This window comes from Janibacter terrae NBRC 107853 (assembly GCF_001591405.1).
Lineage (GTDB): Bacteria > Actinomycetota > Actinomycetes > Actinomycetales > Dermatophilaceae > Janibacter > Janibacter terrae.
On the sequence record NZ_BCUV01000002.1, the window covers coordinates 85,856 to 98,554 of the forward strand.

The 12,699-nt window shown below is 70.7% G+C and carries 13 protein-coding genes; 12 read left to right on the top strand and 1 reads right to left on the bottom strand.

Annotated elements, in window-relative coordinates; translation table 11 throughout:
• The first annotated feature begins 17 nt into the window (after window positions 1-17).
• The 4 genes from JT1_RS00435 to lhgD are packed head-to-tail and all read left to right on the top strand — an operon-like array spanning window position 18 to window position 4,512.
• Window positions 18-1,010, top strand: coding sequence for a TAXI family TRAP transporter solute-binding subunit (locus JT1_RS00435; protein WP_068321320.1), 993 nt, complete (start codon window positions 18-20; stop codon window positions 1,008-1,010).
• The gene (locus tag JT1_RS00440) at window positions 1,007-2,167 is read left to right on the top strand and encodes an acyl-CoA dehydrogenase family protein (RefSeq protein WP_068321323.1); all 1,161 of its coding nucleotides are present in this window, start codon (window positions 1,007-1,009) and stop codon (window positions 2,165-2,167) included. The genes JT1_RS00435 and JT1_RS00440 overlap by 4 nt, the downstream gene beginning before the upstream one ends.
• Window positions 2,164-3,285 carry a CaiB/BaiF CoA transferase family protein gene (locus tag JT1_RS00445; RefSeq protein ID WP_255218215.1) on the top strand — a complete coding sequence of 374 codons (1,122 nt, stop codon included), beginning with the start codon at window positions 2,164-2,166 and terminating at the stop codon, window positions 3,283-3,285. The genes JT1_RS00440 and JT1_RS00445 overlap by 4 nt, the downstream gene beginning before the upstream one ends.
• Window positions 3,286-3,297: 12 nt before the next feature.
• Window positions 3,298-4,512 carry an L-2-hydroxyglutarate dehydrogenase gene (gene lhgD / locus JT1_RS00450; protein WP_068321327.1) on the top strand — a complete coding sequence of 405 codons (1,215 nt, stop codon included), beginning with the start codon at window positions 3,298-3,300 and terminating at the stop codon, window positions 4,510-4,512.
• 6 nt (window positions 4,513-4,518) lie between these two features.
• Here lhgD and JT1_RS00455 read toward each other — a convergent pair whose 3' ends face one another.
• Window positions 4,519-5,367 carry a hypothetical protein gene (locus JT1_RS00455; protein ID WP_068321330.1) on the bottom strand — a complete coding sequence of 283 codons (849 nt, stop codon included), beginning with the start codon at window positions 5,365-5,367 and terminating at the stop codon, window positions 4,519-4,521.
• 130 nt (window positions 5,368-5,497) lie between these two features.
• Between JT1_RS00455 and ku the strand changes: the two genes are divergently transcribed.
• From ku to JT1_RS00495, 8 genes are all read left to right on the top strand, one after another.
• Window positions 5,498-6,439, top strand: coding sequence for a non-homologous end joining protein Ku (gene ku / locus JT1_RS00460; RefSeq protein ID WP_068321333.1), 942 nt, complete (start codon window positions 5,498-5,500; stop codon window positions 6,437-6,439).
• 12 nt (window positions 6,440-6,451) lie between these two features.
• A complete protein-coding gene (locus tag JT1_RS00465) occupies window positions 6,452-7,276 on the top strand; it encodes an Fpg/Nei family DNA glycosylase (RefSeq protein WP_068321336.1) in 825 nt (274 codons plus the stop codon).
• 150 nt (window positions 7,277-7,426) lie between these two features.
• Window positions 7,427-8,554 (top strand): FAD-dependent oxidoreductase, encoded by a 1,128-nt coding sequence (locus JT1_RS00470; RefSeq protein WP_068321339.1) that lies wholly within the window; start codon window positions 7,427-7,429, stop codon window positions 8,552-8,554.
• Between the two features lie 41 nt (window positions 8,555-8,595).
• On the top strand, window positions 8,596-9,120 hold the full coding sequence (locus JT1_RS00475; protein ID WP_068321342.1) for an aromatic-ring-hydroxylating dioxygenase subunit beta: 525 nt from the start codon (window positions 8,596-8,598) through the stop codon (window positions 9,118-9,120).
• A gap of 31 nt (window positions 9,121-9,151) precedes the next feature.
• Complete coding sequence (locus JT1_RS00480; protein WP_068321345.1) at window positions 9,152-10,555, top strand: aromatic ring-hydroxylating oxygenase subunit alpha; 1,404 nt, start codon at window positions 9,152-9,154, stop codon at window positions 10,553-10,555.
• A 5-nt stretch (window positions 10,556-10,560) separates the two neighbouring features.
• Window positions 10,561-11,205: an isochorismatase family protein gene (locus tag JT1_RS00485; protein WP_068322422.1), complete on the top strand. Its 645-nt coding sequence runs from the start codon at window positions 10,561-10,563 to the stop codon at window positions 11,203-11,205.
• Entirely contained in the window at window positions 11,202-12,506 is a 1,305-nt protein-coding gene (locus JT1_RS00490; protein WP_068321348.1) for an NADH-ubiquinone oxidoreductase-F iron-sulfur binding region domain-containing protein, read from the top strand. Before JT1_RS00485 ends, JT1_RS00490 begins: the two co-directional genes overlap by 4 nt.
• Window positions 12,503-12,697, top strand: a complete 195-nt coding sequence (locus JT1_RS00495; protein WP_068321351.1) for a ferredoxin — start codon at window positions 12,503-12,505, stop codon at window positions 12,695-12,697. The genes JT1_RS00490 and JT1_RS00495 overlap by 4 nt, the downstream gene beginning before the upstream one ends.
• The last annotated feature ends 2 nt before the right edge of the window (window positions 12,698-12,699 follow it).

Genomic DNA, 12,699 nt, shown 5'->3' on the forward strand with positions numbered 1-12,699 from the left:
AACCGAAAGGCTCGACGATGCGCCGCACCACAACCATCACCGGACTCTCCCTCGCCGCAGCACTCGCCCTGTCCGCCTGCGGCGGCCAGCAGGACCGCAGCGGAGGCGAGAGCGGGGCCGACGAGAGCAGCTGTGACGCCGGTCAGGGCCGCCTCAACATCGCCACCGGCAACTCCACCGGCGTCTACTACGTCGTCGGCGGAGGCCTCGCCAAGCTCGTCAACGACAAGACCGACCTGCAGGCCACCTCCGCCGAGACCGGCGCGTCCGTGCAGAACATCCAGCAGGTCGTGAGCGGCGACTACGACGCCGGCTTCTCGCTCGCCGACACCGCCTCTGACGCGGTGGCCGGCAAGGGCGACTTCAAGGACAAGAAGGCCGACGTCTCGACCCTCGGCCGGATCTACTCCAACTACACGCACGTCGTCGTCAGCAAGAAGTCCGGGATCAACTCGGTCAAGGACTTCAAGGGCAAGACGATCTCGACCGGTTCGCCGAAGTCCGGCACCGAGGTCATCGCCAACCGCCTCATCGAGACGAGCGGCCTGGACCTCAAGGACGTCAAGCGCCAGCGCCTCGACCTCACCAAGACCGTCGACGGGATGAAGGACGGCTCGATCGACGGGCTCGTGTGGTCCGGCGGCCTGCCGACCCCGGCGATCACCGACCTCTTCACCTCGATGGGTGACGACGTCGAGTTCGTCGACGTCACGCCCCAGCTGGGCAAGATGCAGGAGCTGAACGAGGTCTACGAGGAGTCGACGATCCCCAAGGCCACCTACGACCTCGACGCCGACGTCAAGACCATCGCCGTGCCCAATGTCATCGTCGTCCGCAACGACATGCCCGACAACGTCGCCTGCGCGATCACCAAGCTCATGATCGACGAGAAGGACGCGCTCGCGCAGGTCCACCCGGCGGCCAAGGAGATCGAGCCCGAGACGATGAAGGAGACCGGCCCCATCCCGCTGCACCCCGGCTCGGAGCGGGCCCTGGAGGAGACCAAGTGACGCCGCTCGAGCTCTTCGCGACCGACTCCCTGATCGGGGAGGAGGACCGCGCGATCCGCGACACCGTCCGCAAGTACGTCGAGTCCAAGATCAAGCCCCAGGTCGCCGATTGGTACGAGAGCGGCCAGGTCCCCGCCCGGGAGCTGGCGCGCGAGCTCGGCTCGCTCGGCGTCCTCGGGATGCACCTCGAGGGCTACGGGTGCGCGGGGACGTCGGCGACGGCCTACGGCCTGGCGTGCATGGAGCTGGAGGCCGGTGACTCCGGCCTGCGCTCCCTCGTCAGCGTCCAGGGGTCGCTTGCGATGTTCGCCATCTGGAAGCACGGGTCGGAGGAGCAGAAGCAGCAGTGGCTGCCGCGCATGGCCGCCGGTGAGGCGATCGGCTGCTTCGGGCTGACCGAGCCGGACTTCGGCTCCAACCCGGCGGGCATGCGCACGCGTGCCCGCCGGGACGGCGACGACTGGGTCCTCACCGGCAACAAGATGTGGATCACCAACGGCTCCGTCGCCGACGTGGCCGTCGTGTGGGCGCAGACCGAGGACAAGGTGCGCGGGTTCGTCGTGCCGACCGACACCCCCGGGTTCTCCGCGCCGCTCATCAAGCGCAAGGTCTCGCTGCGCGCCTCCGTGACGAGCGAGCTCGTGCTCGAGGACGTGCGGCTGCCCGCCGACGCCGTGCTGCCCGAGGTCGCGGGCCTCTCCGGCCCGCTGTCCTGCCTCAACGAGGCGCGCTTCGGGATCGTCTTCGGTGCGCTCGGCGCGGCACGCGACTGCCTGGAGACGGCGATCACGTACAGCCGGGAGCGGGAGATCTTCGACAAGCCGCTCGCGGGCTACCAGCTGACGCAGGCCAAGCTCGCTGACATGTCGCTCGAGCTGGGCAAGGGGATGCTGCTCGCGCTGCAGATCTCCCGGCTCAAGGACGAAGGGAGCCTGGTGCCCGAGCAGGTCTCGCTCGGCAAGCTCAACAACGTGCGAGAGGCGATCGCCATCGCGCGCGAGTGCCGCACGATCCTCGGGGCCGCGGGCATTACGCTCGAGTACCCGATCATGCGGCACGCCAACAACCTCGAGTCGGTCCTCACCTACGAGGGCACCAGCGAGGTGCACCAGCTCGTCATCGGGCGGGCGCTCACCGGAGAGGCCGCCTTCCGGTGATCGCCCCCGGTGCCCTCGCGGGCGTGCGGGTCGCGGACTTCAGCCGCGTCCTCGCCGCTCCGTACGCGACCATGCTCATGGCCGACCTCGGCGCGGAGGTGATCAAGGTCGAGCGCCCCGACGGGGGTGACGAGACGCGCGCCTGGGGTCCGCCCTGGTCCGACGACGGGGAGTCGACGTACTTCCTCTCGGTCAACCGCAACAAGGAGTCGCGGGTGCTCGACCTGCGCTCCGAGGTCGACCGGGCGGAGGCGCTCGACCTCGTCGCCGGGTGCGACGTCGTCGTCGAGAACTTCCGCGCCGGGACCATGGAGCGTCTCGGTCTCGGCTGGGAGGAGCTGTCCGCGAGGGACCCGGGGCTCGTCTACTGCTCGATCACGGGGTTCGGCTCGGGGGCCGGCGCCGACCTGCCCGGCTACGACCTCGTCGCGCAGGCCGTCGGCGGGCTCATGTCGGTCACCGGCTCGCCGGAGTCCGGCCCGCTCAAGTCCGGGGTCGCGCTCGTCGACATCATCACCGGCCTGCACGCGACCATCGGCATCCTCGCCGCGCTGCGGCACCGGGAGCGCACCGGCGAGGGGCAGCGGGTCGAGGTCAACCTGCTCTCCTCGCTGCTCTCGGCGCTCGCCAACCAGGCGTCGACCCACGTCGTCACGGGAGCGGTCCCGCAGGCCATGGGCAACCTCCACCCGAGCATCGCGCCCTACGAGGTCTTCGCCACGGCCGACCGCCCCGTGGCGATCGCCGCGGCCAACGACAAGCTCTTCCGGCTCCTCGCCGAGGGCATCGGGCGGCCGGAGCTGGTCGACGACCCGCGCTTCGCGAGCAATGCCGAGCGCGTGGCCCACCGGGCCGTGCTCACGGCGGAGCTCGAGGACGCGCTGGCCGGTCACGGCGCGGACCACTGGTTCGACCTGCTCTCGTCCAAGGGCGTGCCCTGCGGCCCGATCAACGACCTCGACCAGGCCTTCGAGCTGGCCCGTACGCTGGGCCTCGACCCGGTCCACGAGGTGCCGGGGGAGGACGGTCGGGCACCCGTGCCCACCGTGTCCCACCCGATCTCGATGTCGCGGACGCCGGCGACCTACCGCACGGCGCCACCCCCCTTCGTCCCCTGAGGAGACCCGACCATGACCCTGCGCGTGGCCGTCATCGGCGGCGGCATCATCGGTACGGCCGTGGCGCGCCTGCTCGCCCGCGAGCACGGCGCCACGGTGACCCTGCTCGACAAGGAGGGGCACCTCGCAGCCCACCAGACCGGGCACAACAGCGGGGTCGTCCACGCGGGCCTGTACTACGAGCCCGGCAGCCTCAAGGCGACGTTGTGCCGCAGGGGTGTCGGGCTGCTGCGGGAGTTCGTCGACGAGCACGACATCGCCTACGACGAGTGCGGCAAGGTCGTCGTCGCGCTCGACGAGGTCCAGGCCGGGCGCCTCGACGCGCTCCACGCCCGCGCAGTCGCCAACGGCGTGCCCGGGGCGCGGCTCGTCGACGGCGACGGTCTGCGCGAGATCGAGCCCGGCGCCACGGGGGTGCGCGCCCTGCACTCGCCCACGACGGCGATCGTCGACTACCCGGCCGTGACGCGGGCGCTCGGCGCGCAGCTCACGGACGCCGGGGGAGAGGTGCGGCTCGGCCACGAGGTGACCGGCCTCGTCGACCGCGGCACCGGGGTGCGGGTCGAGACGGTGACGAAGGGGGCAGCCGACGGCGCCGAGTACGACCTCGTCATCGCGTGCGGCGGTCTGCAGAGCGACCGGCTCGCCGCGATGCTCGGCGAGTCCCGCAGCCCGCGGATCGTGCCCTTCTACGGGGACTACTTCGTGCTGCCGCGCGAGCAGCGCGCGGCTGTGCGGGGGATGGTCTACCCGGTGCCGGACCCGCGCTACCCCTTCCTCGGCGTGCACGTCACTCCGCGCGTCGACGGTGTGCTGACGCTCGGCCCCAATGCCTTCCTCTCGCTCGGGCGCGAGTCCTACGGGCGGCGCGCGCCGGTGCCCGCGGACGTCCTCGACGTCGTGGGGTTCTCGGGGTTCTGGCGCTTCGCCGCGGCGAACCTGCCTGCGGCAGTGCGGGAGTCGCGCACCGCGCTCAGCTCGCGACAGTTCGTCGCCGAGGCGCGCAAGTACGTGCCCGGGCTCGACACCTCGGGTGCCGTCCGCGGCACGAGGGGTGTGCGTGCGCAGGCGATGGGCGAGGACGGACACCTCGTCGACGACTTCGTCATCACCGGGACCGACCGGGTCGTCCTCGTGCGCAACGCGCCCTCGCCCGGCGCGACCTCGGCGCTCGCGATCGCCGAGCACGTCGTGGCCGAGGCCATGGCCCGTCGCTCGGGGCGCTGAGGACGGTCAGTAGGTCCGGTGGCGCCAGGAGCCGATCCGACCGCCGCTGAACGATGCCCTCGCGTCGGTGCGGTCGGGGTCGTAGTAGCCGTAGACCCCTCCGATCCGCGTCACCCCCAGGTACGCGCCCGCCCGCGGTCGTTCGATGCAGCGCCCTGACGCGAAGGTCACGAAGTTCTGGTAGCCGGTGCGGCGCAGGGTCGTGCGCGTCACCGTCGCCGTGCTGTCCCGGCGGACCTTGACCTGGAGGAGCTCTCCCTTCGTCGTCGTCGCGATGACCGTGTCGGCCCAGGGCGTGCTGCGGTCCAGGCTCATCGTCTTGACGTCGGCGAGGGTCGACCACCTGATGACCCGGCCCCTGACAGGGGCACCTCCGGGAGCGATCTCGTAGCGGACCAGGTGCCGCCCGGCGAGGCGGTAGTAGTACGTCCGGCTCGCGGTGAGGGCACGGGTGCTCGACCAGTCGCCCGGGACCCGTCGCATCGCGTAGCGGCCGGTGTCGTCCTGGTCGCTGAGCCACTGGGTCCACACGAAGACGCGACCTCGGTCGTCGACGGCGAGCTGCTTGGTCGTCGTGCCGTCGCCGGTCCACGTCGCCGAGGACTGCGCGACATGCCGGGGCCAGACGGACAGCGGTCGTTGCTCGATGTCCCACGTGCGCAGGTAGCCGGAGCGCATGACCACCCTGTAGAGGCGTCCGGCGGAGCTGACGGAGTAGGACCTCGCCGCGCAGTTGACCGGGATCCCGTGCGGGGGTTCGGTGGCCGGCGCAGCGGCCCCGGCGAGGGCCGGCCCGGGTCCGAGAGCGGTCGTCGCGATGGCTGCGGCGAGGGTGGCGAGGCGTCGACCGATCATGGTGTCCTCCGTGCACGAGGGGGTGCGCCCGACGAGCGTGTGACGACGCTACTCCCGGCGCCGCGAGACCGCCAGACCCGTCGGCGGTCTCGACCGTGACGTCGTCGACCCGAACGGGCATGCTGGACCCATGCGTGCAATCTGGAAGGGTGCCGTCTCCTTCGGCCTGGTCAACGTCCCGGTCCGCCTGTACTCGGCGACGGAGAACCACGACGTCCAGTTCCGGCAGGTGCACCGCACCGACGGCGGCCGGATCAAGTACAAGCGGTTCTGCACCAAGGACGGCGAAGAGGTCGCCTACGACGACATCGCCAAGGGCTACGAGACCGAGGACGGCGCGATGATCGTCCTCACGGACGAGGACATGGCCGAGCTGCCGACGCGCTCCAGCAAGGAGATCAGCGTCGAGAAGTTCGTCCCCGAGGACCAAATCGACCCGATGCTCCTCGACAAGAGCTACTACCTCGAGCCGGACAAGGCCGCGACCAAGCCCTACGTCCTGCTCCGCGAGGCCCTCGAGGCGCAGGGGCGCATGGCGATCGTCACCGTCTCGATCCGCACGCGCATGACGATGGCGGTGCTGCGCGTGCGCGAGGGTGTCATCGTCATGCAGACGATGCTGTGGCCCGACGAGATCCGGGCGGCGGACTTCGCCGACATCGAGGACCAGGACCTCTCCGAGCGCGAGATGTCGATGGCGCGCATGCTCATCGACGAGCTCGCCGGCGACTACGACCCCGACGAGTACGAGGACGACTACGCGCAGGCCGTCGAGGCCCTCGTCCGCGCCAAGGTCGAAGGGGGAGAGGTCCAGGCGGTCGAGGAGGACGAGGAGGAGTCCGGCGAGGTCGTCGACCTGCTGGCCGCGCTCGCCCGCTCGGTCGAGAAGGCCAAGGCCTCGCGTGGCGAGGCACCCGCCCCGGCGAAGGCGAGCGCGAAGAAGGCCCCGGCCAAGAAGGCGGTGGCGAAGTCCACGACGAAGAAGACGGCGGCCAAGAAGACCGCGGCCAAGCAGGCCGCGGCCACGAAGTCGACCGCGAAGAAGTCTGCCGCGAAGAAGAAGGCGAGTTGAGCCCCCTTCGCCATGCCTGAAGGCCACACGCTCCACCGCATCGCCCGCGACCTGCACGCCACCTTTGCCGGCCAGGTCGTCGAGGTGACCTCCCCGCAGGGCCGGTTCGCCGCGGGCGCAGCGCTGCTCACCGGCCACGAGCTCCTCGAGGCCCGCGCCCACGGCAAGCACCTCTTCGTCGAGCTCGAGGGTGAGCGGGTGCTGCACGTGCACCTGGGGCTCATCGGGACCTTCACCATCGACGCCGCCGCGTACGTCGGCGAGCGCCCGGTCATCGGCCAGGTGCGCTGCCGCATCGCGACCGAAGAGCACGTCGCCGACCTGCGCGGCCCGATGACGTGCGCGGTCATCACCCCGGAGCAGGAGGACGCCGTCCACGCCAAGCTCGGCCCGGACCCTCTGCGGGACACCGACGGTGGGCTCGCCTGGGAGCGGATCCACCGCTCCCGCAAGTCGATCGCCGCGCTCCTGATGGAGCAGGACGTGCTCGCCGGCGTGGGCAACGTCTACCGCTGCGAGGTGCTCTTCCGGCACCGGATCAACCCGATGACGCCGGGGGAGCGACTCAAGCGCGCGTCGTGGGAGCTCGTCTGGGCGGACCTGCGCCGCCTGCTCCCGCTCGGCGTCGCGACGAGCCGCATCGTCACCGTCGACGACCAGGTCGAGGAGGTCGAGTCCGCCCTGGCGAAGGGGGAGGACGTGCACCTGACCGAGCGGACGAGCTATGTCTACAAGCGCACCGACCAGGCGTGCGTCGTGTGCGGGTCGACCGTGCGTGCCAAGGACATCGCGGGCCGCACGCTCTACTGGTGCGGCAACTGCCAGCGGCGCAGCTGATCCACGCGCGCCGGCGAGCCGGAACGGCAAGGGTCGGCTTGGTCCACATCCCGGACCCATTCCTGACCGTCTCTTGACACTTCGTGATCCACGTCGCATCCTCTACCAAAGTGTATGCAAAGGTGCGTGCACATGGAGAAAGGTCCTCAGATGGGTGTTGCCCCCGGGGAGCCGCAGGCCGATGTCCTGCCGCTGTCCGTGCGTCAGCTGGAGCTGTCCGGTTCGGACGACCCACGCGTCATCGACGACCAACGTCACGACGACTACGCCAACCACGTCGTTCCCATCACGATGCGTCTGGGCAAGTGGCAGCTGGCCATGTCCTTCTGGTCGCTGCTCTCCGCCATGGTCTGGCTCTTCTACGGAGCCCTGGCCTCCAGCCTCTTCGGCAGCGTCAACGCGATCATCGCGATGGTGCTCGCCGTGGTCACCTACTCGGTCGGCACCGCGGTCTTCTCCCCGGTGCTCAACGAGGACCGCAGCTTCCCGCTCGAGCTCACCCGGCGACCGCGCGAGGTGGCCGTCGTCGGCGGTGGTGTGGCCGGCATGCGCAGCGCAGCCCTGCTGCACGACCGCGGTCACCGGGTCACGCTCTTCGAGCCCGAGGGCCTCGGGGGCGTCCTGCGCTTCACCCGCCACTGGGAGAGCAAGGTCGACCTGCGGGCGCTTGTCGACCACCTCGAGCACGAGGTGGTCCGTCGGGGCATCCCGGTGGTTACCCAGCGCGCCGGCGTCGACGAGCTCGAGAGCTTCGAGACCGTCGTGCTGGCGACCGGGGCGCAGGACCGGGAGGCCGGTCCGGAGGTCGCGCCGGGGGTCACGACGACGACCCCGGCCAGCGTGCGGCCCGAGGACGTCGGGTCCTCCGTGGTGGTCGTCGGCGGCGGGTTCCAGGGCTGCGAGTGCGCGCTGCGCATCGCCCGCGAGCTGCCAGGTGCGTCGGTGACGCTCGTCGAGCAGGGCGACGCGCTCCAGCAGGGCGACGAGGTCTTCACCGACCTCATGGCGCTGCCCCGACTCCTGGTCGAGGCGGGGGTCGACGTGCGCACCGGCACGCGGGCGACCGTGGTCACGGCCACCGGCGTCGAGCTCGCCGCCGGCAGCACCCTCACCGCTGACACCGTCGTCCTGGCGCTCGGTCGACGACGCGCGGACAACCCCCTTCGTCCCGTCCTCGAGGACCGCGGCCAGCAGGTCGTCGTCGTCGGGTCCGCGGACCGACCCGGCCGCGTCTTCGACGCCATCCACACCGCCTTCTTCGCGGGGAGGCAGCTGTGACCGCCCCCGCCCTGACCTCCCCACCCCGAGAGAGAGCCGAGATGACCACCCGCCCCCTGAGCATCACCAGTCCCGAGCACGCCGCCGCGGTCGACTTCCTCATGTACGAGGCCGAGCTGCTCGATGACCTCCAGGAACGTCGCTGGCTCGTCGAGATGGTCAGCCGTGACGTCGTCTACCAGCTCCCCCTGCGGCAGACCGTCGAGCGGTCGCGCGGCAACGGCGTCGCGGAAGGCATGTACCACCTCAACGAGGACTACGGGTCGCTGGGCTCGAAGGTCAAGCGCAACGAGACCGCCTACGCGTGGGCCGAGGACCCGCCCTCCCGGGTGCGCCACTTCGTGACGAATGTCCGCGTGCGGCCCGGCGAGCGGGACGGTGACCTCGACGTGCGGTCCAACGTCCTCATCTACCGCACCCGCCAGGACCAGACGACCCCACAGCTGCTCGCCGGCGAGCGGCACGACCTCCTGCGGGACGAAGGGGAGGGCCTGCGCCTGCTGAAGCGCTCCACCGTCCTCGACCTGACCGTGATCGGCACCCACAACCTGTCGATCTTCTTCTGACCCGCGCCGGACGAGAGAAAAGAGAACTGTCATGACCCAGGACACCAACGAGCCTGTCCGCGTGCGGCCTCCGCTCACGAACCGGGCCACCGAGCTCCTCGACCAGCTCGACGCCAACCTGCCCGAGGGCTACGTGCCCGCGTCGATCTTCGGCGACCCGGGGATCTATCAGGCGGAGCTGCGCCGGATCTTCGGCCGCGCCTGGGTCTTCCTGGCACACGAGTCCGAGATCGCCGCGAACGGTGACTACGTCGTCCGTGCCATCGGTGAGGACAACTTCATCGTCTCGCGCGACGAGCAGGGCGAGATCAACGTGCTGCTCGACGCCTGCCGGCACCGCGGGGTGCAGGTCTGCCGCTCCGACGCGGGCAACTCGAGCCACTTCCGGTGCCCGTACCACGGTTGGACCTACGCCTCCGACGGCAAGCTCATCGGTGCGCCGCTGTGGAAGCACGCGCTCGAGGGCATGGACAAGGAGGCCAACGGACTGCTCAAGGCACCCAAGGTCGAGAGCTTCCTCGGTCTCGTCTTCGCCAGCCTCGACGACACCGCGCCACCACTGAAGGAGTACCTCGGCGGCATGGGCTGGTACCTGTCGCTCCTCTTCGGTCTGGACGAGGACGGGGTCGAGGTGCTCGGCCCGCCGCAGCGGTTCGTCGTCGAGGCCAACTGGAAGTCCGGCGCGGACAACTTCTCCGGCGACGACTACCACCTCGGCACCCTCCACCGCTCGGTGTGGGACATCGGCGCCTTCCCGGTGGCCTTCCAGGACAACATGATGGGGTACCACGTCCAGGCGGCGCCCGGTCACTCCCTGTCCTTCTCGATGGCCGAGGACCCGGACGAGCCCGGACCCAACTTCTTCGGGTTCCCCGAGTCGCTGGCCGAGCACTTCGACACGACCAACATCTCCGAGCACCAGCTGGAGATCGCTCGGCGAGCGCGGGTCTTCGTCGGCAACGTCTTCCCGAACTTCTCCGTGCTGGCCCTGCCGATGAGCGAGGACGGCGAGAAGCACGCGCCCACCGGCATCCTCACGATGCGCACCTGGCAGCCGAAGGGGCCGGGCAAGATCGAGATCTGGAACTGGTTCCTCGCCTACAAGAACCTCAGCGACGAGCAGAAGGAGCGCACGTACAAGGCGGGCCTGGGCACCTTCTCCGTCGGTGGTTCCTTCGAGATGGACGACACCGAGCCGTGGATCACCGTGGGTCGCACGGGCCGCTCGGTGGCCGCGGAGCTCATGGACCTGCAGCTCAACTACAAGATGGGCCTGCCTGGCGTCGGCATCGCCCGCGAGGTCGACGACTGGCCCGGGCCCGGCAAGGCCTACTGGTCGCGCTACGAGGAGGGCGTCCAGCGCAACCTCTACCGCTACTACTCCGCGCTGATGCGTGCCGAGGACGGGGAGTGGCCCGTCACCCCGCTGGAGTGATGACGATGACCACTCCCACCTCCACCGACCACGTCTCGGTCCTCGACCGGTATGCCGAAGGGGGGCTGGCCGGCGCCCTCGAGCCCGGCGGCCGCCCGGCGCTGCTCGTCGTCGACCTGCAGCGCGGGTTCACGGACCCGGCGTGCGGCCCCGGCTTCGAGATGCCGGACGTCGTCGCCGAGACCGCCCGACTCGTCGACGCGGCGCACGCCGCCGGAGTGCCGGTCGTCTTCACGACGATCGCCTTCGCGGCCGACGAGGAGCCCGTGTGGCTGACGAAGATGCCGGCGATGCTCGAGCTGCGCGAGGGCTCGACCTGGGTCGAGATCGACCCGGCGTCGGGGATCGTCGACGCCGACCACGTCGTCGTCAAGCAGGCCGCCTCCGCCTTCAGCGGGACCGACCTCGGCGAGCGGTTGGCGGCCGACGGCATCGACACCGTCGTCGTCTGCGGCGCGACGACCTCAGGGTGCGTCCGCGCGAGTGTCGTGGACGCCATCTCGCTCGGGCTGCGTCCCTTCGTCGTCGCCTCGGCCGTCGGTGACCGTGAGCGGTCACCGCACGACGCCGCCCTCGTCGACATCCAGGCCAAGTACGGAGAGGTCGTGTCGCTCGACACGGCCCTGTCCATCATCGAGGAGCACCGATGACCACTCAGTTCCCCCTCCTGCGCAGCGTCCCCGATGAGCTGCCGACGGCTCGGGTGGCTCCGTGCATGGAGCCACGACTCGTGCAGACGCGCGACGACGGCTCACCCCTCGGGCTCGTCGGCGAGCAGCAGCTGGGCCACCTGCAGGTGGCACCGAGCACGGACTCGACCTCCGGCCTCATCGACGTGCTCACCCGGGCCCGGCTGCAGGGGCGCGGCGGCGCAGGCTTCCCAGCCCACGTCAAGTGGCGCTCGGTCGCCGCGGCGGACGGTGATCGCGTCGTCGTGGCGAACGGCCACGAGGGCGAACCGGCATCGGGGAAGGACCGCTGGTTGCTGCTCAACCGGCCACACCTCGTCCTCGAGGGCCTGCTCCTGGCCGGGAGAGCCCTTCGCGCTGCCCGCACCATCGTGTGCGTGAGCCGGGAGGACACCCGGGCCTCCGTGGAGGCGGCGATCGCCGACCTCGTGGACGCGGCGCTCGTCCCCGAGGGCGTGAGCATCGAGGTCGTCGTCCTCGACCACCGGTACGTCACGGGGGAGGAGAGCGCGCTCGTCCAGGGGATCAACGGCAAGGTCGCACTCCCGACCTTCAAGCCGCCCCGTCCCTTCGAGGAGGGCGTCGGTGGGCAGCCGACCCTGATCCAGAACGTCGAGACCCTCGCGCACGTCGCGTGGATCCACCACCACGGTCCGGCGGCGTTCGGCGAGCTCGGGACGCACACCTCGCCGGGCAGCGCCCTCTTCACGATCATGGGCGGCCCGGAGGGCTGCGCGGTCATCGAGGCGCCGCTCGGCATCGAGATCCACGAGCTGCTGTCCTTCGTGGGCGTGCAACCGGAGGACGTCTCCCGGCTGCTGCTCGGGGGGTGGTTCGGAGGCGTCCACGCCTCCGAGGTGCTCGGGCTCGAGTGCGACTACACGACGCTGCGGGTCGCGGGGACCGGTCTCGGCTGCGCCTCGCTCACCGTCATCGGGCCCGACGAGGACGTCGCCGCCATCGTGGGGCAGCTCGGAGCCTGGTACGCCTCCGAGAGTGCCCAGCAGTGCGGTGTCTGCCGCAACGGCACGCGGGCGATCGGCAAGGTACTGGCCAAGAATGCCGCCGGCCTGGCCGACGAGGACGACCTCGCCGACCTCTCTCGGTGGGGCGTGACCCTGCCGGGACGTGGCGCGTGCGGCTTCCTCGACGGCGCCGCCACCCTTGCGCGCACGACGGTGTCGGTGATCAGTGCCAAGGAGTTCGTCAGCGCCAAGGCCGTCCGGGCCGGCGCCCCCACCCCCTCCCAGGAGCAGTCATGAAGGCACGCATCGACGCCATCAAGTGCCAGGGCTACGGCACCTGTGTCGACCGGTGTCCGGAGCTCTTCGAGCTCGACGAATGGGGCTTCGCCGCCGTCATCGGCGACGGCGACGTCCCCGAGGCCCTCGAGGAGGCAGCACGGTCCGCCCAGCGGGCCTGCCCCGAGGACGCCGTGCACCTCGCAACCTGACC